Here is a 25,120-nt window from a genome sequence, read left to right as displayed (position 1 = left end):
CACGACCATTCTAATCTAGTAAACTAGCAAGTTCTGCGTCTGATTTCCCGTCCACATCCACACGAAGTACATTTGCACCTAGGGCTTGTAATTTCTTGTCGAATGAATGGTAACCACGGTCTAAATATATCAATTCAGATACTTTGGTCATCCCTTCAGCCTTCAAACCAGCTAAAATTAAGGCTGCTGCTGAACGTAAATCTGAAGCGGCTACTGCTGCCCCTTGTAGTTTAGCAGGACCATTCATAACGGCTGTATTGCCGTTAATATTAAAGTTAGCGTTCATTCTACGCAATTCTTCTAAGTGCATAAAGCGGTTTTCAAAAACAGTTTCTTCCATTTCTGAAGTACCTTCTGCTAAAACTTGGGCAACTGTAAATGGTGATTGAATATCAGTCGGAAAACCAGGATATGGTAAGGTTCTGGCTTTTGTTTGATGCAAAACGGTAGAACCTTGCACACGGACACCAGACACATCTTCAGTAATTGTCGCCCCTAATTCTCTTAATTTAGAAATTAGCGGTTGGTTGTGTTCTGAAATCGCGTCTTCAATGTAAACGTCACCTTCAGTAATGGCTGCAGCTACCATAAATGTCCCTGCTTCAATACGGTCAGGGATGACAGAATGTTCAGTTCCTTCAAGGCTTTCAACCCCGCGGATTTTAATGGTATCTGTACCGGCACCTTGAACGCGACCACCCATTTTATTGATAAAGTTGGCTAAGTCGACAATTTCAGGTTCGCGGGCAACGTTCTCAATGATTGTTGTCCCTTCAGCTAATGCAGCAGCCATCATAATATTTTGTGTTGCCCCAACACTTGGGAAGTCTAAATAAATGTTGGCGCCCACTAATTTATCAGCGCTTGCTTCAACATAACCTGCTGTAGTCGTTACTTTGGCACCTAAAGCTTCAAATCCTTTGACATGTAAGTCGATTGGACGCGAACCAATAGCGCAACCACCTGGCATAGCAAATTTAGCATGACCATAACGAGACAATAACGGCCCCATTACAACGATTGAAGCACGCATTTTGCTAACAAGTTCAAATGGCGCTTCAGTTGTTAGATCACTAGAAGCGTCCACGATAATTTCATTGTTTTCTTCATCGAAATCAACTTGCGCATTCAAGTTACGCAATACATCGTTCATTACATATACATCTGATAGTAATGATGCATTGGTAATGCGACTTTTCCCTTGGTCTGCTAATAAAGTGGCTGCTAATAAAGGTAAAACAGCATTTTTTGCACCATCAACCCTTACATGCCCATTTAACTTACGGCCACCCTTAACAATCATGTTTTCCGTCATTTTTATTATCACCTATCTAATATTAATTTATTTGTTTCAAATGTCTATGCTTCGTTTTGTATATCAAGAGTAGCATATACATGTAATTGATGACAATTATAAGGTACCAAATAGACGGTCACCAGCGTCACCAAGACCTGGTAAGATGTAGCCATCTTCGTTTAACTTCTCATCTAATGCAGCCGAAAAAATATCAACTTCTGGGTAAGCATCTTGTAAAGCTTTAACACCTTCTGGCGCTGCAACTAAACATACAAATTTAATGCTTTCTGCTTTAAAATTGCGTTTCACTAGAGAATCAATGGCCATGATGGCAGATCCACCAGTCGCTAACATTGGGTCTACTACGATTACTTCACGCTCTTCAATGTCTTGAGGCATTTTGAAGAAGTATTCTTGTGGTTGTAAAGTTTCTTCGTCACGGAACATACCAATGTGACCTACTTTTGCTGCAGGCATCAATAATAGCATGCCATCAACCATTCCTAAACCAGCACGTAAAATTGGGGCAATAGCTAATTTTTTACCAGCAATAACTTTTTGGGTTGTTTTAACTAAAGGTGTTTCAATTTCAATTTCTTCCATTGATAAATCACGCGTTACCTCGTAACCAAGAAACATTGTAATTTCATTTACCAATTCACGGAAACCTTTAGTCCCTAAATCTTTATCACGTAACATAGCCATCTTGTGTTGTACTAAAGGGTGATCAATTACAACTAATTTACTCATGAATATTTACCTCACTTTTAAATTTTATGCAGCCAATTAATTTTGCTCAAACTCTAGATATTATATAGGACTTGAAAGTCTAGCGCAAGTAAGCTAGGCCTTCAAGTCCTATAAATGAGATTATTTTAATGGAATTGCTTCAGTTAAGGCTTTAACAGATGCACGAACATCAGCACGAACAGCCTCATCTTGAGGGTTTTTAATGATTTTAGCAATCAATCGAGCCACTTGTTCAGACTCCGCTTCTTTAAAGCCACGAGTGGTGATGGCTGGCGTACCAATACGGATACCACTTGTCTTAAACGGGCTTAAAGTTTCGTTTGGAATAGTATTTTTATTTACAGTAATCCCAACTTCATCTAAGGCAGTTTCAATTTCAGCACCTGTCACGTCAAAACCGATGACTTTTAGTAATAACAAGTGGTTATCTGTTCCACCAGATACCATTGGAATGCCTTCTTCATTGAAGACTTTTTCAAAGGCTTTGGCATTTTTGATGATTTGTGCTTGGTAGTCTTTAAAGTCGTCTTGTAAGGCTTCGCCGAAGGCAACAGCTTTGGCAGCAATCACGTGCTCTAAAGGTCCACCTTGAATGCCAGGGAAAATAGCAGAGTTTAATTTCTTACCGTAATCTGCGTTAGCAGTTAGGATTAAACCACCGCGAGGGCCACGTAAAGTTTTATGCGTTGTAGAAGTAACAACGTCTGCATAAGGGATTGGATTTGGATGTAGACCCGCTGCAACTAAACCAGCAATGTGAGCCATATCAACCATAAAGTATGCACCAACTGCTTTAGCAGTTTCAGCAATTTTTTCAAAATCAATCGTGCGCGCATAAGCTGAAGCACCGGCAACGATTAATTTAGGTTGGTGTTCTTTGGCTAAACGGTCGATTTCAGCATAATCAATATATTCTTCATCGTTTGTGACATTGTAAGCAATAAAGTTATATTTCTTACCAGAGAAATTTACTTTTGACCCATGAGTCAAATGCCCACCATCAGTTAAGTTCATCCCTAAAACCAAATCACCTGGCTCTAAGAAAGCATCATATACGGCCATGTTGGCTTGTGAGCCTGAATGTGGTTGTACATTTGCGTATGCTGCACCAAATAATTCCTTAGCGCGGTCGATCGCCAATGTTTCAATCTTATCCACGACTTCACAGCCTCCGTAGTAACGTTTACCCGGATACCCTTCAGCGTATTTATTGGTTGCAATTGATCCTTGCGCACGGCGTACATCCTCCGATACCCAGTTCTCGCTTGCGATCAACTCAATTCCGTGTTGTTGGCGGTCCATTTCCTCATCTAATAAATCAAAAATAATGTCGTTACTCATGCATCTGCCTCCAGCTTTATTTTTTGATAATATTCCTTGGGGTCTACCTTATCCAATTTATTTATCTAGGTCTATTCTACCACGGTTGAACTCGCTTTGATCAAACGATTGCGATATGCCCCATTTTTTTCTGTATCAGGATACAATTCTACGACAATTTGTTGAATATTTTCTTGGTCATCAAACGTTCTTAAAGCTGCGAAAAGTTGTTGTGTAGCAGTTTCTATTGTCGGTCCCAGAGATAAAATCGAGGCAACTGACGTTTTGTACTTTTCAAAATTATTTTCACTAGTTGCTAGTGCCACTTTGATCGATTGACTAGATAAATCAGCTAGCACATTCGCCATTTTGTCAGACGAAACGGCCATCACAGGTTGGTTAGGACTATAGTGAATATATTTCATACCTGGTGCTTTCGGCGCTTCTTCCGCGTTATTAGCAATTGTTCCGCCCATATATATTGGCATGTCTGTCACCACTTCAGCTAGCATGGATTTGGTGATGTATCCAGGTCGCAAAATGATTAAGCCTCTTGAATCTGTCAGATCTAAGACAGTAGATTCAACCCCAATACGAGTTGGTTCAGCATTCACAACGCCACCAATGACCCCATCAAAGTCATGCATCACATGAGCAACTTGGGTTGGACTCGGTTTACCCGAAATGTTAGCTGATGGGCCAACGATTGGAAAGCCAGTTGCGCGAATTAAAGCACGCGTCGTTCCATGGTCCGGTAAGCGAATCCCTACTGTATCCATGCCACCAGTTACGACACCTGGGAAGGTATCTGGTTTAACAGGTACTACCAGGGTCAAAGGACCTGGCCAAAATTGTGCTGTTAATTTTTCAATTAAGTCATGTCTATCCGGGTCATCGTCAATCATATAGTCAAAAATATCTTCTGGATCAGCGATATGAACAATCAAAGGATTATCGCTTGGACGGCCTTTTACTGCATAGACTGATTTAACAGCATCCGCATTGTTGGCGATAGCCCCTAGACCAAAGACTGTTTCAGTTGGAAAAGCCACTAATTGGCCATCCTGCAGTAAGGCTGCGCCTTCTTCAATTTCACTTGCTTGAATGATTTTTGTCATTATTGGTTGAACTCCTTTCTTATTTCTATGGATTTGTTAGATTGTTGTATTATATGGATTTTGGATGACTAGAATTCGGTCATTGCCCGCATAATCTTGGATAATGTTTACCTCGGCGTCCGTCATTCGCAGGCGGTCTTTAGCGCCAGTAAGCAAGGATTGCCCTTGTTGGTAACCAAATTCCCCAATAAAGTAACCCGGCTTAGCCAAATAATCATGGATTTGGTCGAATAAGCGCCAATAAATTTGATAGCCATTTTCCTCTGCAAAAAGGGCTAAATCTGGTTCATATAAGACCGTTGATTTGGACATCACATCCGTTTCATCTGAACTGATATAAGGTGGGTTTGAAATGATTAAATCAAATTCTTGGCCAAGAACTGGTTCAAATAAATCACCAAGTTGAAAATCAATAACGGCTTCTTTATCCGCGGCATTTTCACGGGCAATATCTAAAGCATCTGGTGAAATATCTGTCGCTGTGACTTGTAGATTAGGAAACCGCTGTTTCAAAGTAATAGCAATAATTCCCGTACCGGTACCAATATCAAGAACCCGTGCATCTTGCGCGATATGTTCTTTTTTGATTAAATCGGCCACATAAGACACCAAATCTTCTGTTTCTTGTCTAGGAATTAAGGTAGCTGGTGAAACCTTGAAAGTTTCACCGTAAAACCAAGCTTTCCCGACAATATACTGCCAAGGATAGTTTTCTTTAGCCACCTTCTCAATAGCCGCTTGATAGGCTTCTTTCAGGTTAAGAGGCATGATGTCCTTACGTTTAAGGGCCCAATCTGACACTGAAAAATCGGCTAGATCAAGCAAGAGATGATAAGCAATTTCAGCCTCTTGGTTATTTTCTTCTAAAAAAGAAGAGGCCCAAACCTGGACCTCTAAATACGTTTGATTAATCATTTAACTCCTCTAACTTATTGGCTTGATCAGCTAATAATAAAGCGTCAACGATTTCATCCAATTCGCCTGTCATGATACGGTCTAATTTTTGAATAGTTAAACCAATTCGGTGATCAGTCACACGATTTTGAGGATAGTTGTATGTACGGATACGTTCTGAACGGTCCCCGGTACCTACTAAGTTCTTACGTTGTGAGTCATATTCATTCTGTTGCTCTGAAGCAATTTTTTCGTATACGCGCGAACGTAAGATCATCATTGCTTTATCTTTATTTTGTTGTTGTGAACGTTGGTCTTGCATAGCCACTTGAATACCTGTTGGTTCGTGGGTTAAACGAACGGCAGAAGAGGTCTTGTTAACGTGCTGACCACCGGCCCCAGAGGCACGGTAAATATCAATACGGATATCACCATCATCTAAATCGAAGTCGATATCTTCAAGTTCAGGCATGACACCCACTGTAGCAGTAGAAGTATGAACACGACCTTGAGACTCTGTATCTGGTACACGTTGGACACGGTGAGCGCCAGATTCAAATTTCAATTTAGAATATACATTGTCCCCTTGAATTTGTAGAGTGATTTCTTTGAAACCACCGATATCATTACTAGATGATTCAACAACTTCAACGCGCCAACCTTGGCTAGTTGCATAACGGCTGTACATTTCATACAAGTCACCAGCGAACAATTGGGCTTCATCCCCACCCGCTGCACCACGGATTTCCATGATGATGTTTTTATCATCGTTTGGATCTGAAGGAATCATTAAACGTTTAATCTCTTCTTCAAGATTGTCACGTTCTGCTTTTAATTCTTTCAATTCTTCTTTTGCTAATTCAGTCATTTCATCGTCTGATGACTCTGCTAATAATTCCTCAGTATCTTCAATAGCTTGAATCACATCTTTATAGTGACTAAATGTTTCTACTTTCGGTCTTAAATCGGCTTCTTCTTTAGAGATAGCACGGAACCGTTGATTGTCATTAATCACGTCCGGGTCACTCATTAACTCAGTTACTTCCGCATAGCGGGCAATAAATGAATCTAATTGGTCTGTAAACATGCTTTCAACTCTTTTCTATTTCTTTATGTAAAACTTACAGTTTATTTCGATATTAAACTAGGTGTGACAAATGTTAATTGACTTACACCTACCTACTTGTTATTCACCAGCGTTGCGCTCAATATAGATTTTACCATCTTTCAACGGTGGATGGTGATAATGTTTACGGCAAACTGGGTAATAGGCTTCATTTCCGCCAATTTGCACTTGCTCACCCTCGTATACAGGTTTGCCGTCAGCAACACGCATATTCATAATGGCTTTCTTGGCACAGAACCAACAGATGGTTTTCACTTCTTCAATCTTGTCAGCTAAAAGCAATAGGTATTTAGAGCCTTCAAATAAGTTATTTAAGAAGTCATTTTTCAAGCCAAAAGCCATAACTGGGATATCTAATTCGTCAACAATACGTGCCAATTGGTAGATATGGTCTTTTGATAAAAACTGGGCTTCATCAATCAGAACACAATAGATTTTTTGGTCGTTCTCACGCATATAAGTGGTTAAATCCTCATACACATCTGTTTCCGTCGCAATCGCGCGCGCTAATCTTTCTTCACCCACACGACTAGACACATTCCCGACACCTGCACGGTTATCAACAGCGCTGGTATAAACCAAGACATGTTTGTTTTGTTCTTCATAGTTATGTGCTACCTTAATGATTTCAAAAGACTTACCACTATTCATCGCACCGTAACGGAAAAATAACTGAGCCATCTAAACACTCCCATACTTTTTAATATCGATTTACTCAGCTATTCATTTTACTTTTATTCCCGTCACTAGTCAATTTTATTTCCTGCTTGCAAGTCAAATTCCCAGTAAAAGTTTAAAGAAATTTTAAATGACAGGAATTTTTTTAGAATCTTGCCCACCTATGGTAAAATTAGCTTATTAAGAGTTCGCCAAAGTGGCGGATAGCAAATGATTAGAGGAGTGCCAAAAATGAAATTTAAGAGTCAACTAGCAACAGTAGCTGGCCGTACGAGCCAACAGTTATTAAAGAGATTTACAAGCGGTGGTACTTCTCTACCCGGTAAAATTGCACAGAAAATTGATCCTGAGATCCTAAAAGCCTTAGGTGAGAATTACCGTGTAGTCATTATTACAGGTACCAACGGTAAAACAGTGACCACTGCCCTAACTGTCAATATTTTGAAACAAAAATTTGACCATGTCATGACTAACAATTCAGGGTCAAACATGCTGCAAGGTATTACCTCATCCTTCATTGAAGACTCTGGTACAAAGTCCAAGGATAAAGTCGCTGTTCTTGAAGTGGACGAAGCTTCTTTACGTCATATCACTGAACACATTAAACCAGAAGTGATTTTAACCACCAATATCTTCCGTGACCAAATGGACCGCTATGGTGAAATCTACACCACTTATGACTTTATCCTACAAGGTGCAGCAAAAGCGAAAGACGCTATTCTAATGCAAAACGGGGATGCCCCAATTTTCTCATCACGTAAAGTAGACAACAAGCAAGTTTTCTTTGGTTTCAACACTGAAGACCAATCAAAAGACTTCCTAGCTGACAACAATACGGATGGCGTTATTTGCCCAAACTGTGAACACGTTTTACACTACCATAGCATTACTTACAGCAACTTAGGTGACTACTTCTGTCCAAACTGTGGCGTTAGTCGTCCAACATTGACTTACCAAGTAGAAGAAATCAATGAATTAACACCGGAATCAGCTAGCTTTACAATTGATGGCTACCAATACAGTATTCCAGTTGCTGGTTTATATAATGTCTACAACGCCTTATCAGCTTACTCACTAGGACGTTATTTTGGTGTCAGCCAAGCAGATATCGCTGAAGGATTGCAAGGAGCTAAACGTATTTTCGGGCGTCAAGAAGCCATTAACGTGGAAGAGCACGACTTACGGATTAACCTTATCAAAAACCCTGTAGGTCTAAACCAAATCATCGAATTATGTCTTTTAGAAAAAGCACCATATACCCTGATTTCAGTTTTAAATGACCGTCCAGCTGACGGCCAAGATGTATCCTGGATTTGGGATGGAAACTTTGAAAAATTAGCCGAAATGGACAATGTTGTAGCTTCTTATGTGGCAGGTATTCGTGTGGCTGACTTATCTAAACGTATGGCAGTCGCTGGCTTTAAAGAAGACCAATTAATCCAGTTAGAAGATCCTAAAGCCATCATTGAAACAGTGAAAAATGCACCGACTGAAAAAGTCTATATCCTAGCGACTTATACAGCAATGCTTGCGATTAGAAAAGAACTAGCTGAATTAGGTTACGTGAAGGAGCGCATGAGTTAATGGAACAAACTTTAAAAATTGCCCATTTATATGGGAACCTAATGAATACATATGGTGATAACGGTAACTTGTTGATGTTACAACATGCAGCGAAAGCACAAAACGTCAATGTCGAAACCCAATTAGTTTCTATCGGTGATGAATTTGACCCTAGCCAATTTGACCTTGTCTTCTTCGGTGGTGGCCAGGACTATGAACAAAAAATTGTAGCCCGTGACATCCAGTCAAAAAAAGAAGCTTTAACCCAGTTTATTGAAAACGACGGTGTAACAATTGGTATCTGCGGTGGATTTCAATTACTTGGAAAGTACTACATCAATGCGGCTGGCGATCGGTTAGAAGGTATTGGTGCCTTAGACCACTACACATTAAATCAAGACAATAACCGCTTTATTGGTGACATCGTCATTGAAAATGACCGTTTTGGCCAGACTTACTACGGCTATGAAAACCATAACGGCCGGACCTTTTTAGGGGAAAATACTCAACCCTTAGGTAAAGTGGTTACTGGTTTTGGTAACAACGGTGAAGACCAAACTGAAGGTGTTATGTATAAAAATACTTTTGGCTCTTACTTCCACGGTCCTTTATTAGTACGTAACGAACAATTAACCAATGAAATCATTGGATTAGCCATTAAAAATATGAAAGCCAGATTAGCAAGAGAAAACCAGTCAGCTTAATTTTGAAGTCCCTTTTGCTTAAAAGTAAAGGAGCTATGCTATGTGTGGTCGCTATTTATATGATAAAAATGAGCAAATTCTCTTCGATTATTACGAAGAAATTGCCAGTCACGGTGTTGATGTGACTGACTTAAGGGATGGGACGGTCTACCCTTCAAATCAAGTGGTGACACTTGGCGCTAATCCAGATGGTGAAATCGTCCCTGGTATTACGCGTTGGGGCTTTACAGGTTTCAAACCCAGTCAATTGATGATTAACGCCCGGGTTGAAACAGTCCGCAACAAGAAGACCTTTAAAGGACCATTTGAAGGTCAACGGATTGTCTTCCCTATGTCAGCCTTCTTTGAATTTACTGATAATAAGGAAGCTTACACTTTTTCCGATCCTGGTCAGGTCATTTACGTCGGTGGCTTTTACCGGATTTATCCTGACAAAAAGACCGGGCAAAAACAAGCTGAATCGATTATCATCACTACGGAACCTGATGAAGTTGTCAGTCTCATCCACGACCGGATGCCTCTTTTGATTCCACAAGGAGATATTGCCAAGTGGATTTTAGATGATGACTTTGCCTATCATTATCAAAAGCCTACACACCAACAATTAGTACCAGTAAAAGTATCATGACATTTGAATGAGATGCACTCAAAAAGCGAGCCGTTTAGATTAAAACGACTCGCTTTTTTTGCTGCATATATGTGCTTATTCAAATTCACCTTTCACAAATTGTGAATTATAAAGATTGTAATAGAAGCCTTCTTGAGCTAATAATTCTTCATGGTTACCTGTTTCGATTACGTCACCATGGTTCAATACAATAATGTTATCTGCATCTTGAATGGTTGATAGACGATGGGCAACAACAAATGAAGTCCGTCCTTCAAGCAATTGATTCATGGCTTTTTGAATGAGTTTTTCTGTACGGGTATCAATGGATGATGTCGCTTCATCTAAGATTAAAATCTCTGGATCAGACATAAAGGCCCGAGCAATCGTCACTAATTGACGTTGACCTTGGGAAATATTAGATCCATCTTGATTGATAATGGTGTCATATCCATCTGGCAAGGTCCGTACAAAGTCGTCTACATGGGCAGCTTTTGCGGCACGAACCACATCTTCACGCGTCACATTTGGATTGTTTGACCCATAAGCGATGTTGTCTGCAATAGATCCATTAAATAGCCAAGTATCTTGTAATACCATACCCATTCGTGACCGTAACTCTTCTTGGTCAATATCTCTAGTGTCTACACCTTCGTATTTGATCGACCCACCAGAAATATTATAGAACCGTTCGATTAAGTTGATAATGGTTGATTTACCGGCCCCTGTAGGTCCTACAATCGCCACCATTTGACCTGGTTCAACGGTTAGGTTGAAGTCAGTCATTAATAGGTTCTCTTCGCCAGGTTCATAACCAAATTGCACGTGGTCGAAAAGCATCTTATGATCCGTTTCAATGGCTGGCTGACCGGAAGTCACTTCTTCCATTTCTTCAACGTCAAGGAATTCAAAAATACGTTCGATAGACGCGACCATACGTTGTAGTTGGTTAATCATGTTGGCGGTTTGTTTTAGAGGCTCTGATAGGATCCCCGCGTATTGTAGCATGGCTTGGACGTCACCAATTACCATAGTACCGTTAGCCACTGAGAAACCACCGACGATAGCTACTGCTACGTAACCAAGGTTCTTCGCCAAGTTCATTAACGGCATCAAGATACCAGAAATGAACTGCGCCTTCCAAGAAACCGCATAGTATGCTGCGGATTTCTCTTCAAACTGAGCAATTTTACCTTCATTTTGGTTGAAGGCATTATTTTCAATCTGACCAGAATAGTTTTCTTCGATATAGGCATTCATATTCCCTTGCACCCTTTGTTGGGTGGCGAATAGTCTTTGCGATACCGGTGTAATAGATAGCATAACAATTGTAGATAGCAGAATAGTTCCTGCTGCAATTAAAGTCATTTTTGGACTAATTAAGGTCATCATCACGATAGTTAGGACAAATTGCGTACTAGACATCAAGACCTGTTGCAAGGTTTGTTGTAGTGACATAGCAATCGCTTCAACATCATTAATGGCACGTGACATGATTTCACCATTTGGCGTTGAATCTAAGAATGAGATCGGCAGACGGTTTAATTTCGCGCGCATGTCGTTTCTTAAGTCTTCAATTACACGTTGGGCAGTACGACTTAGTAAAGCCCCTTGTAAGAAGTTAAATAAGGCACTAATTAAATAAAATGTAACTACTTTGGTTAAGATTTTTACTAACCTAGCATAATCAATGACGTACATTTGCTGTCCATCCACGTTTTGCAAGCCATTACTTACCCCATCGGTAATCAGAGTAGTTGCTTGACCTAAAATACGTGGTGAAACAATTTGGAATGTGGTTGCTAGGATAATCAGGACAATAATCAATAAGAATGTCCATTTCCGACTAGCCATATATTTGATGAAGCGACCTAGGGTTGACCAAAAGTTTTTTGGTTTATGACGACGGCCTTCTAGTTTTTTTCTTTTATTCGCCATTAGTTCGCCCCCTTAATTTGTGATTCGACAATTTCTCGGTAGATGTCATTTGCCATCAATTCATCATGGCTACCAATACCTGATATTTCACCCTTATCAAGGACCACAATCGTATCTGCATCACGAATAGTTGAAACGCGTTGCGCAATAATAATTGTTGCCGCATTTTCAGTCACTTCTTTTAAAGCGCCTCGTAAATTACGGTCTGTCGTGTAATCTAAGGCTGAGAATGAGTCATCGAAAAGATAAATGTTTGCTTGTTTAACGATGGCACGGGCAATACAAAGTCTTTGCTTTTGTCCACCCGAGAAGTTATTCCCACCTTGAGCCACGTGGGCATCTAAACCATCCGGCAATTCGCGAACGAACGATTCAGATTGGGCAATGCGTAAGGCATACCAAAGTTCTTCATCGCTAGCGTCACCGTTACCATACTTCAAGTTTTCACGGATAGTACCTGAGAATAAGTTAGCTTTTTGCGGTACATAGCCAACCAAATCACGCAAATTATTCAATGACAGGTCGCGCACATCTGTATCGTTGACTTTAACAGCACCCTTGGTTACGTCTGAAAAACGTAAGAGCAAGTTGGCGATCGTCGTTTTTCCAGAACCAGTACCCCCAATAATGGCTAGGGTTTGTCCTGGTTTCACTTGGAAGTTGATACCATCCACTACATTATGCTCTGCATTACCAAATCTAAAGGCAACATTTTCGAATGTCACTTCACCTGGTGCTTGACGATCAATAGATACTGGGTTTTCAGGTGAATGGATAGCGATTTCAGTATCCAAAATTTCGTTGATCCGTTGAGCGGACACTTGGGCACGCGGTAAGATCACGAAAATCATCCCTAACATCATGAATGAGAACATGATAATGAATGAATAGTTCACGAATGAAAGGATGATCCCAACACTTAGATTTTGAGCGGCCACTAAATGGGCACCGCGCCATGATAAAGTGATGTTTGTTAGTGATAAAATTGTTGTCATGATAGGCATTAAAAAAGACATCCGGAACATCGCTTTAATCGCTGTATCCGCATAATCTTTATTGGCTTCAGCAAATCTTGCTACTTCAAAATCTGATTTGTTAAAGGCTCTTACAACACGTACACCTGTCAATCCTTCTCGGAAAATAAGGTTCAAATCATCAACCTTATTTTGCATGGATTTAAAATATGGTGACACAATGCGTAAAATAATAAAAATTAACAAGGCTAATACTGGACCTGAGACTGCATAAACTAAACTCAATTCTGGACTAGCTAATACGGCCATCACGACAGCTGCTAGTAGCATGGCTGGCGAAAGCAAGACCATACGCATAATCATCATAACAGTAACTTCAACCTGTTGAATATCGTTTGAAGAACGCGTAATCAATGAGGCCTCACCATAGGTCCCCATATTTTCTTTTGAAAACTGCAAAACTTTTGTATAAATTTCATTACGCAATTTTCTACCCAAGTTTTGGCTGGTACGAGCAGAAATATATACTGAAATCCCTGCAGAAATGATGACTAAGATGGTAATCAAGATCATCTGGCCACCAATCCTATAGATAGCCTGCATGTCTCCTGCCGCAACACCCTCGTCGATAATGCGAGCGGTCTGCGTTGGCAATAATAATTCCCCAATGGCCTGTGTTAAGGCAAAGACAATTGCCCCGAACATAGCCCAAAAGGGAATTCGTTTAATTAAACGCCACATCTAATTCCTCCTTTTATGTTTTATAATGCAAACAATGCGAATATTGCTTCAAAAGGGCATTATACGCCCTTTTATCTCAGTACACAAATAAAAATTACTTGCCGGGTGTATCCTCTGAAATGGTGTCTTCTAAGATGCCTTCTTCTTCTAAATATAAGCCGGAAACCCTTTTATACCAAGAAAAGAAGTGGCTAAACATGACTTTGATGACAGCGTAAATTGGAATGACGAATACAACCCCCGCAACCCCGAAAATTGATCCTGCTGAGATCAATAAAAGCATGATGGTGACCGGGTGAATAGCCATATTAGACCCCAAAACTTGTGGTGAAATCACACGACTTTCAATCGTCTGCTCAATAGCGAATACGATTAAGACCTTTACAATCATCATTGGCCCCATTACAATCGCGACAATAATGGCTGGCACCATGGCTATGAATGACCCTATATAAGGGATGATATTTAGGAAACCTGCAGCAACCCCAATAATTACCCCATATGGTAGTCCAACAATTGAGTAACCAACTACAAACATAATGGCCACCCCAATCGCGACAATAATTTGCCCACGGATATATTGGCTAATTTGTAAGTTCATATCGCTTAATAGGTGTAAAGTCGACTTTCGAATTTTAATAGGCAGAAATTGTGCGAAATATGTCGGCAATTTGTGGCCGTCGCGTAACATGTAGAATAAGATAATCGGCGCGGTAAAAATAGCTACTGTTACCCTAGTCACTGTCCCTACGATAGACGAGACACTTGTGATTGCTGAATTGGCAATACTCTCCCAATTAAATGATGACAGGTCTAATACATTATTCATGGATGATTGAACCACCATGTTCACTTGGTCGTACCAATCACCACGAATCAAGGTTTGTAAGCGACTTTGATAGTCTGTCCAAATAGTATCCCAGTTATTGATCAAATTACGCCCCTCATCCACTACTGTTGGGATCAAGGCGACAAGGCCTGTAACGACCACCGCAATCAGTAGTAAAACGATTGCTGACCCCCAAGTTCGGTTGAGTCCCCCTTTTTCGATTTGATTCACTAAAGGCACTGTCAAATAGTAGAAAATGGCTGCTACAACAATAGGTAGTGAAACATATTGGATAAAGGACACGGCGGGGTCTAAAAGGTATGATACTCGGGTAAATAAGCTCACAAAAATGACAATTAAAATACCGATTATCAAGGCGCCAGTATATCGATTATTTAAAATGTATTTGAAAAACCAGGATTTTGAAAAAGCTGTATGGTCTTTCGATGACGATGGATTTTTCGTTGTTGGTGTTTCTTCTGGATTGATTTTATCGTTCATGACGTCCCCTCCTATAATGCATAAGTCTATTATAGCAAATATTTCTTCCTATATATATGTGCCTAAACAATCAAAGTATATCCATTTTTGATGTTAATAAGAGCGTTTTCTTGTATAATGAGATTATCTTAAGAAAGAAGGGATTTTTATTATGGAAACGATTTATGTATCTGGTTATACACGTGAAGACAATAAGGGTATTCATACCTTAAAGCTAAATGCTGATAAGAAAGCTTTTGAAGCAAGTGAATTGATTATTGAAGAAAACAACCCTACTTACATTACTTTATCTAAAGACGGCAAACACCTATTTACTTTAAGTGACGGTGATGAGCCTGGTGTTGCCCACTACGAAAATAATGATGGTCAATTTGCCTTTAAAGACCGTGTGAAAGTATTTAACGAAAATGGTTGTTACTTAACATATGATGAAAAAGCAAATGTTCTTTATAACGCTAACTACAAAAAAGGTGAATTAGCAGTGATTAAAGTCAACGAAGATGGTACGTTAACTGTAACGGATGTCATCCAACATACTTCACCAGTTGGCCCGCATGAAAATCAAGACTTTGCCCATGCCCACTTTATCCATCCAACAAATGACCACAAATACATTCTTTCTTGTGATTTAGGAACTGATGAAGTTCACACTTATACACTTACTGATGATAACAAATTAGCTGAAGTGAGTGTATACAAAGCAGCTCCAGGTACTGGACCACGTCACCTTGCCTTCCACCATTCAGAACCAATCGTTTACCTTTTAGGGGAATTGGACTACACAGTTGAAGTATTAAACATTCAAGAAGATGGTTCCTTAGTTGCTGGTAACCGTTATGACACGATTCCAAGCGATTGGACTGAATTCAACTCATCAGCAGCGATTCGTTTATCAAGTGACAACAAGTTCTTATACGTTTCAAACCGTGGTCACAACTCAATTACTGTTTTTGAAGTTTCAGCAGATGGTCAAAGTTTAACTGAAATTCAAAACATTTCAACTGAAGGTAATTTTCCGCGTGACTTCAACTTCAATGCAGATGAATCATTTGTCATTGTTGGTCACCAATTCCAACCACAAATTTCATTATTTACACGTGACCAAGAAAGTGGTTTATTAACCTACGTTGATAATACAAGCATTAACGAAATCGTTTGTGTCACACCAGTTTAAAGGAGTTTAACCATTCATGTATCATTTAGCAGCCAGCCACATGGACGAAAAGCTACAATATAAATTGCTATCTGGTGCCATTGTACCCCGACCAATTGGTTGGATTACTAGTGAAAACACGGAAAAGGGTGTCATCAATTTGGCACCCTTTTCTTTTACTAGTGGTGCCGGGCAAAAGTTGCCCTTGATTTCAATGGCTATTCTTCGAAAAGAAGATTTTTCAATTAAAGATACCGCCCGCAATTTATTAGACCATCCTGAAGGTGTAGTGAATATTGTCAGCAAGTCGTTCATTGATAAAATGAACGCTACCGCTGCCAAAGTTTCAGCAGACGTCAGTGAATTGACCCTAGCAGACATTCAAACGGTTAATTCTAAGACTGTGAGCCCACCAGGTGTGGCCGATGCTTTAATTCGTCTTGAAGTAAAAGTATACCAGTATATCCCAATCCGTGACCGCGAGGACCGTATCATCACTGATATGTTCATCCTTGAAATTACCGACTATCATTTAGATGAATCGGTATATGACGAGGAAAAAGGCTACGTATTATACGAAGCCTTAGACCCTGTTGCCAGATTAGCCGGCAACTTGTATACAGATATCACAAAACCTTATGTATTAGAACGACCGGAATAAAGTGGTGTGACAAAAGTCGTTAAGACTCGACGTGCTGGGCCAAAATAAGCCAATTACTGCCCAGTAATTAACGTATTTTGGGAAGTGTCAGAAGAGAGTCGATATAACGGCTACTGTTAGACAGCAATTAGGGGCGTGACAATTATGTCACAGCCCCTTCTTTGTTTATTCTGAAATTTGAATGGATGCTTGATAATTTTTACTATTTCGATTGAACAAAGGTTCTCCCTAAGGATTTTGGCGCTTGGGCTTTACCAATGAATACAACTAATACGATGATCGTCAAAATGTAAGGCGCAATATCTAAGTAAACTGATGGTACATCTTGAATAATCGGGATATAGTTTGCTGTTACCGATAAGCTTTGCGCGAATCCAAAGAATATTGCAGCAAGTAGTGCACCGACTGGATGCCATTTACCAAAAACCATTGCCGCCATGGCCATGAATCCTTGGCCTGCCACGGTAATTACAGAAAATTCATTCTGTACGGCCTGTGCTTGAACTGCCCCACCGATACCGCCAAGGAGTCCAGAAATCAAAACGCCAGCGTATTTCATTGCGTTTACGTTAATACCAAGTGTTTCAGCTGCTTCTGGGTGCTCGCCGACTGAACGTAGGCGTAAACCAAAACGGGTTTTGAATAAGACAAACCAAGCGATTACAGCGAATAGGATTCCTAGATAAGCTGGACCGGAAGTATTTTGGAAGAAAATTGGTCCAATAACTGGGATGTTATTCAAACCTAAAATATTATAGGTCACAAAAGGTTTCGCTAATGGACCTGTTTGCGCTGCTCCATAAATTGCTCTCACTAAGAAAACAGATAATCCAGGAGCCGCTAAGTTCAATACTGTACCGGAAATGGTTTGATTGGCGCGGAAGTTTATAGATGAGACGGCATGGATTCCTGAATAGATCAAGCCGACTAGTCCACCCACTAAAAGACCAACCCAAGGTGTCATGGCCCCGAAAGTGTCTGACATGGCGATATTGAAAACGGCTGAAGCAAAGGCGCCCATTACCATAATCCCTTCCAAACCAATGTTCACCACACCTGACCGTTCGGAGAAGGCACCACCGATTGCGGTAAACATAAGGGGTGCTGCGTACATTAATGTTGAAGACACAATTAATTGTAAAATAGTAGAAAAGTTCATTATTGGTCCCCCTTAACTGTCGATTTTTTACCCTTACCGAATTTATCTATTGCATATGAAATGATGTAAGATGAACCGATAAAGAAGATGATAGCAGCTGTAATAACACTCGCCAATTCATCCGGTACACCGGCACGGTTTGGCATAAATGAAGCCCCAATATTCAAGATGCCGAATAAGATAGAAGCTAGTAAAGTCCCGACCGGGGTCCCCATTCCAAGCAAGCCAACGGCAATGCCGTTAAAACCTTCAGATGGTAGAGATGTTAGTGTATACAAGTTACCAAAAGTCCCGATACCATGGATGACGCCCGCTAAACCAGCCAAACCACCAGACAAGAAGATGGCTAACACGATATTTTTCTCCACGTGAATACCTGCATATGCCGCTGCATCTTTATTTAGCCCAACAGCCTTTAATTCAAAGCCCATAGTTGTATGTTTCATCACAAATCCGTATAGAATAACCATGATGATAGCAATGAAAATACCCATATTTAAACGAGAACCACCTGTTAATGTTGAAATAAAACCTAAAGCTAAGGAAGCATTCTCGCCTACTTTATCAGTCATATTCCCTGACCCTAGCACCTCACGAATAAGGTAATTGGTCGTATACAAGATGATATAGTTCAACATAATCGTCACAACAACTTCATTTGTCCCTAAGTAGGCACGCAAAACACCAGCAATTGAGGCGTATAAGGCACCAGATAAGGTCCCAATAACTAGGATTGCAGGTACCATAATCATTTGTGGTAAATCTGGAAAGGCCAAGGCGAAAGCTACTGATGATAACCAGCCGGCTAATAATTGACCTGATAAACCAATATTAAAGAAGCCTGATTGGTAAGCCACATTAAAAGCTAAACCAGTTAACGTTAACACTGTTGCTTGTCTTAAAACTTCACCAATGAAGTATGGACTAGATAGAACAGTCATGATCATCGCATCGTATGCAGCAATTGGATTGTAGCCGAAGAATAACATGATTAAGGCGCCTAGAATAAAGCCGCTTAAAATAGAAATCACTGGAATAGCCAATTTTTCAAAAAGCGTATTTGTCTTAAATGCTTTCAACTGGTTCAACCCCTTCCGCTATTGTATCTTGACCGACTGGATGTAGGGCGCTTTGAACGCGTGCTTCTTCTAAGCTTACACCCGCCATCAATAGACCCAATTCCGTTTCATTCGTATCGCCAGCATCAACGATGGCATTTATTTTTCCGTCATGCATCACTGCAATCCGGTCAGCAACACCCATAATTTCGTCTAGTTCAAAACTCATTAACAATACACTCTTCCCTGCGTCTCTATGTTGTACTAACCGGTCGTGCACAAACTCAATCGCCCCTACGTCCAAACCACGAGTCGGTTGAGCTGCGATTAATAAGTCTGGATTTCGGTGTATTTCACGCGCGATAATTACCTTCTGTTGATTACCACCTGATAAGGCACCTGCTAGCGTTGCTTCACTTTCAGTTCTCACGTCAAATTCATCGATTAAAATTTTGGCATGGTCATTGATGAAATTGTGGTTTAAGAGCCCATTTTTTGAGAAAGGTTTTTGGTAATAAGACTGCATGGTCATATTCTCTGCAATCGATAATTCAAGGAATAAACCATGTTTTTGCCGGTCTTCCGGAATATGTCCTAATCCAGCTTCCGTAATCTTACGCGGACGCTTGTTGGTCACATCTTTACCAGCTAAAGTCACTTTTCCTGAAACCACTTTTCTTAAACCTGAAATCGCTTGGATTAATTCAGTTTGTCCGTTACCATCGATTCCAGCAATGCCTAAAACTTCACCTGCTCGCACCTCAAAATCTACAGATTTCACTGCCTGTAAGCCCCTAGATTCATTGACCACTAAATCATTGACCTGCAAAATAACTTCGCCTGTCTCAGCTGGCTTTTTCTCAACTTTAAAATTCACATGACGTCCAACCATCATGTCCGCCAACTCTTGCTTGTTGGTGTTTGCGACATCAACCGTATCAATACTTTGACCGCGACGAATTACTGTACAACGATCAGCAACTGAGGTGATTTCATCCAATTTATGGGTAATCAAAATAATGGATTTGCCTTCAAGCGTCATAGCTTTCATAATGTGCATCAATTCTTCAATTTCTTGAGGGGTCAATACAGCAGTCGGTTCATCAAAAATTAAAATATCAGCCCCACGGTACAGCGCCTTAATGATTTCAACTCTTTGTTGTTGACCAACAGAAATATCCTGTACGTAAGCATCTGGATCTACGGCCAAATGGTATTGGCTAGATAACTCTTTGATTTTTGTATAAGCTGCCTTCTCGTCAAGGTATCCAAATTTTGTAGACTCTTTACCAAGCACGATATTTTCGGCTACTGTAAATTTATCAATCAACATAAAATGTTGGTGAACCATACCTATACCTAATTTATTGGCATGGTCAGGTGAACTGATGACTGCCGCTTGACCGTTCACCAAAATCTCACCAGATGTTGGTGCTAGTAAACCGGACAAAATATTCATCAAGGTCGATTTTCCGGCCCCGTTTTCCCCTAGTAAGGCATGAACTTCACCTTTTTTTAAATTGAAATTGATATTATCGTTGGCTTTGTATGTACCAAATATTTTTGTAATATCACGCATTTCAATGACATTTTCATTTTGCATGTCTATCTTCCTCTTTTCTAACTTAGACGCCTATCCAAATTAAAAACGTCAGCCAATTTGACTGACGCAATTTACTTTTCTATACTCACTTACTCTGCTGAATAAGAGAATTCTGGAACGTCAATTTCACCATCAATGATTGCTTGTTTCGCTTCTTCAATTGTTGCCCAAGTTTCATCATCAAGGTTACCTCTTGTGATATCAACCGTTTGATCTGCTAAACCGTATTCTACCATCTCGCCACCTGGGAATTCAGTATCCATTGTTTGCTCAGTAATGGCAACGATAGCAGAACCAGTGTCTTTGATTGTAGAAGTTAAGGTAAAGTTACCACCTGACCATTCACCTTCTTCAGTTTGGTCACGGTCAACACCAATTACCCAGATGTTTGCTTCGCTATCAGCTTCTAAACGGTTACGTGCTTCAGTGAAAACACCATTACCTGAACCGCCAGCAGCAGTATAGATAACATCTGCGCCACTTGTATACATTGCATTGGCAATTTGTTGACCTGTAGCCGCATCACCGAATGATTCAACATATTGTGCATCCACTTCAATTGATTCGTCTACATGAGCTACCCCAGCTCTAAAACCAGTTTCAAAACGGTCAATACCCGGTGTTTTCATTCCACCTACAAAGCCGACTTTTCCAGTTTCAGACGTCGTTGCTGCTGCGATACCTGCTAGGAAGGCAGATTCTTGGTCTTTAAAAGTCATTGATACAACGTTTGGTTGGTCTACTTGTCCATCAATAAAGGCAAATTGTTGGTCTGGATTAGCAGGTGCTACTTCATTAAAAGTATCTTCTAACATGAAGCCCATACCGAAGATAATGTCATAACCATCTGCAATCGCAGTATTGAAGTTTGGTACGAAATCAGATGAATCTGTTGATTCGTAATATTGTACTTTATTGCCAGTTTCTTCTGACCAAGCTTGCATACCTTCCCAAGCAGATTGGTTAAATGAACGGTCATCAACCCCACCTTCATCAGTTATCATACCGATAGCGTAATCACCAGTAGCTTCAGATGTTGCTTGAGAATCTGATTCACTTGATGTATCAGTTCCAGCATTTTGACCTTGACATGCTGCTAAAGCAAAAACAGAACCAGCTAATAAAACGATATTTTTGAATTTTGTAGACATGTTTCTCCTCCAATAAACGAATGTTATATTTTTGAAAGTTTTTAATGTTCGTTTCTTACAAGAATTATATTACGTTATAAATCAGAAAAAGTAAAGTCATTTTATAAAAATAGTTCGTATTTTTGTTTATCTCTCTCACTTTGTAATTTTATCATATCGTTGTAATCGTTTGAAAAACGAACATTATACTTTGATAACCAGGTAGACACTTGTGAAAACATTACTATTACAATACTTACGCCATTTTTTAGACAACAAAAAAGCCGAGACATATATGCCCCGACCATGATTTGAATATATATTCGTATTTAAATTAGCTGTTTGCTGTTACTGTACCTACTTCTACACTATGTGTAACTTGACCGGATGCAGTTAATTGTAAACTAGAAAAGTCTTCTAAATTCGTGAATACGACAACAATTGATTTTCCTTTACCTGCAGATGCTAATTGGTCTAAATCTACTGAGGCGATTTGCGTACCAGCACTAACTTGGTCTCCCTCAGCTACCGTGACATTAAATGGTGCACCATCTAATTCAACAGTATCAATACCCATATGAACTAAAACTTCTACATCATCATCTGTTTTGATATAGATAGCATGTTTAGTTGGAAAAATACTCATTACAGTACCTACAACTGGTGCATAAACGTCACCTGTTTCAGGTTCTACAGCATAACCGTCACCCATCATTTTTTGTGAAAATACAGGATCATCTACTTGATCGATAGATTTAAATTTGCCCGTTGCAGGAGCAAATAAAGTTTCCGCTACTTTAGAACTACTCGGTTGCTTTGAAGTTTCCTTCTTCTTATTTTTTTTTAAAAAATCAAACATATCACTCGCTCCTTAAATATTCATTTTATTGATTGCTTTAATCATATCATATTCGTAAAAATAATGACAACCTATGCCTGAAGCGATTTCACAGATTTCAAATATAAAGACTTTTTAAAGTTATGATGATTTTTTGTTTTCTTTAATGTTTTCATTTATACTGAAATGAGAAATTATTTTATTTTGAATGAAGGGAAATTGATAAATGTTAGATACATTAAAGGTCATTTTATTTGGTATCGTTGAAGGGATTACCGAATGGTTACCAATCTCATCAACTGGACACATGATTCTTCTTGAAGAATTCATCACATTAAATGTACGTCGAGAATTTTGGGATATCTTCTTGGTTGTTATCCAGCTAGGCGCAATTTTAGCCGTTGTATGGATTAACTTCAACCAATTAAATCCATTCGCACCAAGCAAATCCAAAACAGAAAAAGAGGAAACTTGGATGACTTGGTTTAAAGTAGCCGTTGGATGTCTTCCAGCTGCTATTGCCGGCCTACTATTAGACTCATGGATGGAAGCAAACTTAATGAATTGGTTTGTTGTTGCAGTTATGTTAATTGTCTACGGTATTTGGTTCATCTGGATTGAAAACCGCAACAAAAACAGACAAGCAAAAATTAACTCTATGGCAGAAATGACATATATGGACGCCTTCAAAATTGGTTTGTTCCAAGTATTGTCACTAGTTCCTGGTACATCTCGTTCAGGTTCAACCATCTTGGGAGCAACAATCGTTGGGACGTCTAGACCATTAGCAGCCAACTTCTCATTCTTTATGAGTATTCCAATTATGTTCGGTGCTTCAGCACTAAAATTAGTTAAAGCTTTATTAAACGGTTTCGTATTCACAGGTACAGAAATCTGGCTGTTACTAGTTGGTATGGTTGTAGCATTTGTCATTTCAATCTTAACTATTAAACTATTCTTGAAATACATTAAAACTAACGACTTCAAGGTATTCGGTTGGTACCGTATTTTCCTTGGTATCGTGGTTATCTTGTACTTCTTACTATTTAATTCATAATATTCGGATTTTTATCTAAATGAAAAGGAGTGGCCTGGCCACTCCTTTTTCATACATATTGAATTTAGTTGAAAAATTCATTGTAGATGGCGCGAACAGCGTCATCTTCTCTTTCTTCAATAATCCCAAACATAATAGAAATCTCAGATGAACCTTGGTTGATCATCTCCAAGTTGATCCCAGCTTCTGACAAGGCCTTGGTTGCACGGGCAGTATTCCCGATATTTTCAATCATACCTTCCCCTACTAGCATTACTAAGCTTAGGTTGTCGCGTTTTTCAATAGAATCTGCTGCTGTTTCAGCTTTGATTTCAGCAACCATTTCTTCGAATTCTTTTTTCGATAAGGCATCTTCTTTAAAAATAACATCGATATCATCGATACCAGATACGATATGTTCGAATGAAACGTCATATTTTTCAAGGACAGATAATACGCGACGAACGAAGCCAACCTCTCTATTCATCATATATTTTTTAATGTAAACAGAGGCAAATCCGCTTGTTGATGCAATCCCTGAAATTGCGAGGTTATTTTTTGGACGTGTTCTGGTAATCAAAGTACCCGGTGCTTGTGGTTCGTTAGTGTTTTTAACTGCTACTGGAATATCAGCGATGAATGCTGGTTGCAAAGCTTCATCATGGAATACGGAGAATCCAGCATAAGATAATTCACGCATTTCTGAATATGTCAGCTGCCCAATCGCGACAGGCTTATGGACTACTCCAGGATTTGCGGCATAAATAGAGGAAACATCGGTAAAGTTTTCATACATTGAAGCTTTGACACCGTTTGCGACAATCGCACCAGTAATATCAGAACCCCCGCGAGAAAATGTCACTAATTTTCCATCTTTCGTGTAACCAAAGAAACCAGGGATGACGATTATACCAGCACGTTCACGTAATTTGTATAAATTTTGGTATGACTCTGGTAAAACCCGCGCTTGACCAGGGTTATCTGATAAGAACAAGCCTGCATCTTGAGGATTTAAGTAAGAGGCCTCATAACCTAATCCAGAGAAATAAGCGGCAATTAATTGCGCGTTCGCATCTTCACCAAAGGCTTTAATCGCATCCACAAAATAAGCTGGCTGGTCTGTGATATCCGAACTAATTAATTCATTTAATTGGTTGGAAATGTCATCAATAATGGCTAGATCCATTTTTAACCCTTCAGCTGTATCTCTAAAGCGGTCTACGATTTTATTGAATGTTGCTGATGCATTTTCACTATCGTGTAAAACTTCAGCAGCCAAGTCGATTAACAAATCGGTCACCTTGATATCATTCTTATCCCGTTTACCAGGTGCAGAAACAATCACCACTTTACGGTCAGCGTCACCAATTACAATATCTTTCACTTTCACTAGTTGCTCAGCTGATGCAACTGATGAACCTCCAAATTTTACTACTTTCATC

At 39.7% G+C, this 25,120-nt stretch carries 22 protein-coding genes; 6 read left to right on the top strand and 16 right to left on the bottom strand.

Going from position 1 to position 25,120, the window contains the following annotated elements; all coding sequences use genetic code 11:
* Positions 1-10: 10 nt before the first annotated feature.
* From murA to A6J77_RS08195, 7 genes are all read right to left on the bottom strand, one after another.
* Entirely contained in the window at positions 11-1,315 is a 1,305-nt protein-coding gene (gene murA / locus A6J77_RS08225; RefSeq protein ID WP_083069827.1) for a UDP-N-acetylglucosamine 1-carboxyvinyltransferase, read from the bottom strand.
* A gap of 96 nt (positions 1,316-1,411) precedes the next feature.
* Positions 1,412-2,047: a uracil phosphoribosyltransferase gene (gene upp, locus A6J77_RS08220; protein ID WP_083069815.1), complete on the bottom strand. Its 636-nt coding sequence runs from the start codon at positions 2,045-2,047 to the stop codon at positions 1,412-1,414.
* Between the two features lie 120 nt (positions 2,048-2,167).
* A complete protein-coding gene (glyA, locus tag A6J77_RS08215) occupies positions 2,168-3,388 on the bottom strand; it encodes a serine hydroxymethyltransferase (protein WP_083069813.1) in 1,221 nt (406 codons plus the stop codon).
* 71 nt (positions 3,389-3,459) lie between these two features.
* Positions 3,460-4,485, bottom strand: coding sequence for an L-threonylcarbamoyladenylate synthase (locus tag A6J77_RS08210; protein WP_083069811.1), 1,026 nt, complete (start codon positions 4,483-4,485; stop codon positions 3,460-3,462).
* 36 nt (positions 4,486-4,521) lie between these two features.
* Entirely contained in the window at positions 4,522-5,400 is an 879-nt protein-coding gene (gene prmC, locus A6J77_RS08205; RefSeq protein WP_083069809.1) for a peptide chain release factor N(5)-glutamine methyltransferase, read from the bottom strand.
* Positions 5,393-6,466, bottom strand: a complete 1,074-nt coding sequence (prfA, locus tag A6J77_RS08200; protein ID WP_083069807.1) for a peptide chain release factor 1 — start codon at positions 6,464-6,466, stop codon at positions 5,393-5,395. Before prfA ends, prmC begins: the two co-directional genes overlap by 8 nt.
* Positions 6,467-6,565: 99 nt before the next feature.
* Entirely contained in the window at positions 6,566-7,186 is a 621-nt protein-coding gene (locus A6J77_RS08195; RefSeq protein WP_083069806.1) for a thymidine kinase, read from the bottom strand.
* 228 nt (positions 7,187-7,414) lie between these two features.
* Between A6J77_RS08195 and A6J77_RS08190 the strand changes: the two genes are divergently transcribed.
* From A6J77_RS08190 to A6J77_RS08180, 3 genes are read left to right on the top strand one after another with little or no spacing between them, the layout of a single operon-like run.
* A complete protein-coding gene (locus tag A6J77_RS08190) occupies positions 7,415-8,767 on the top strand; it encodes a Mur ligase family protein (RefSeq protein WP_083069805.1) in 1,353 nt (450 codons plus the stop codon).
* Positions 8,767-9,450 (top strand): type 1 glutamine amidotransferase, encoded by a 684-nt coding sequence (locus A6J77_RS08185; protein WP_083069804.1) that lies wholly within the window; start codon positions 8,767-8,769, stop codon positions 9,448-9,450. Before A6J77_RS08190 ends, A6J77_RS08185 begins: the two co-directional genes overlap by 1 nt.
* A 40-nt stretch (positions 9,451-9,490) precedes the next feature.
* The gene (locus A6J77_RS08180; protein ID WP_083069803.1) at positions 9,491-10,078 is read left to right on the top strand and encodes an SOS response-associated peptidase family protein; all 588 of its coding nucleotides are present in this window, start codon (positions 9,491-9,493) and stop codon (positions 10,076-10,078) included.
* Positions 10,079-10,153: 75 nt separating this feature from the next.
* Here the strand turns inward: A6J77_RS08180 and A6J77_RS08175 are convergent, their stop codons facing one another.
* The 3 genes from A6J77_RS08175 to A6J77_RS08165 form a co-directional block, all read right to left on the bottom strand.
* Positions 10,154-11,995: an ABC transporter ATP-binding protein gene (locus A6J77_RS08175; protein ID WP_083069802.1), complete on the bottom strand. Its 1,842-nt coding sequence runs from the start codon at positions 11,993-11,995 to the stop codon at positions 10,154-10,156.
* Positions 11,995-13,710 (bottom strand): ABC transporter ATP-binding protein, encoded by a 1,716-nt coding sequence (locus A6J77_RS08170; protein ID WP_083069801.1) that lies wholly within the window; start codon positions 13,708-13,710, stop codon positions 11,995-11,997. Before A6J77_RS08170 ends, A6J77_RS08175 begins: the two co-directional genes overlap by 1 nt.
* A 94-nt stretch (positions 13,711-13,804) precedes the next feature.
* Positions 13,805-15,040, bottom strand: coding sequence for an AI-2E family transporter (locus tag A6J77_RS08165; protein WP_083069800.1), 1,236 nt, complete (start codon positions 15,038-15,040; stop codon positions 13,805-13,807).
* 151 nt (positions 15,041-15,191) lie between these two features.
* Here A6J77_RS08165 and A6J77_RS08160 point away from each other — a divergent pair, with 151 nt between their 5' ends.
* Both A6J77_RS08160 and A6J77_RS08155 read left to right on the top strand, forming a co-directional pair.
* Positions 15,192-16,214 carry a lactonase family protein gene (locus tag A6J77_RS08160; protein WP_083069798.1) on the top strand — a complete coding sequence of 341 codons (1,023 nt, stop codon included), beginning with the start codon at positions 15,192-15,194 and terminating at the stop codon, positions 16,212-16,214.
* 16 nt (positions 16,215-16,230) lie between these two features.
* Positions 16,231-16,854, top strand: a complete 624-nt coding sequence (locus tag A6J77_RS08155; protein ID WP_083069796.1) for a flavin reductase family protein — start codon at positions 16,231-16,233, stop codon at positions 16,852-16,854.
* Positions 16,855-17,056: 202 nt separating this feature from the next.
* Here the strand turns inward: A6J77_RS08155 and A6J77_RS08150 are convergent, their stop codons facing one another.
* From A6J77_RS08150 to A6J77_RS08130, 5 genes are all read right to left on the bottom strand, one after another.
* Complete coding sequence (locus A6J77_RS08150; RefSeq protein WP_083069794.1) at positions 17,057-18,013, bottom strand: ABC transporter permease; 957 nt, start codon at positions 18,011-18,013, stop codon at positions 17,057-17,059.
* A complete protein-coding gene (locus tag A6J77_RS08145; RefSeq protein ID WP_083069793.1) occupies positions 18,013-19,092 on the bottom strand; it encodes an ABC transporter permease in 1,080 nt (359 codons plus the stop codon). Before A6J77_RS08145 ends, A6J77_RS08150 begins: the two co-directional genes overlap by 1 nt.
* A complete protein-coding gene (locus tag A6J77_RS08140) occupies positions 19,079-20,674 on the bottom strand; it encodes an ABC transporter ATP-binding protein (RefSeq protein ID WP_083069791.1) in 1,596 nt (531 codons plus the stop codon). Before A6J77_RS08140 ends, A6J77_RS08145 begins: the two co-directional genes overlap by 14 nt.
* 89 nt (positions 20,675-20,763) lie before the next feature.
* Positions 20,764-21,825, bottom strand: a complete 1,062-nt coding sequence (locus A6J77_RS08135) for a BMP family lipoprotein (RefSeq protein WP_083069789.1) — start codon at positions 21,823-21,825, stop codon at positions 20,764-20,766.
* Positions 21,826-22,138: 313 nt separating this feature from the next.
* A complete protein-coding gene (locus A6J77_RS08130) occupies positions 22,139-22,663 on the bottom strand; it encodes a PTS glucose transporter subunit IIA (RefSeq protein WP_083069787.1) in 525 nt (174 codons plus the stop codon).
* 205 nt (positions 22,664-22,868) lie between these two features.
* Between A6J77_RS08130 and A6J77_RS08125 the strand changes: the two genes are divergently transcribed.
* Entirely contained in the window at positions 22,869-23,699 is an 831-nt protein-coding gene (locus tag A6J77_RS08125; RefSeq protein WP_083069785.1) for an undecaprenyl-diphosphate phosphatase, read from the top strand.
* Positions 23,700-23,763: 64 nt separating this feature from the next.
* On the opposite strand, the gene A6J77_RS08120 is transcribed toward A6J77_RS08125, so the two are convergent.
* The gene (locus A6J77_RS08120) at positions 23,764-25,119 is read right to left on the bottom strand and encodes an aspartate kinase (RefSeq protein ID WP_083069783.1); all 1,356 of its coding nucleotides are present in this window, start codon (positions 25,117-25,119) and stop codon (positions 23,764-23,766) included.
* Position 25,120 lies beyond the last annotated feature (1 nt).

The sequence above is a fragment of the Aerococcus viridans genome (assembly GCF_002083135.2).
GTDB classification, from domain to species: Bacteria; Bacillota; Bacilli; order Lactobacillales; family Aerococcaceae; genus Aerococcus; species Aerococcus viridans_C.
This window is presented reverse-complemented; position numbering and strand designations above follow the sequence as displayed.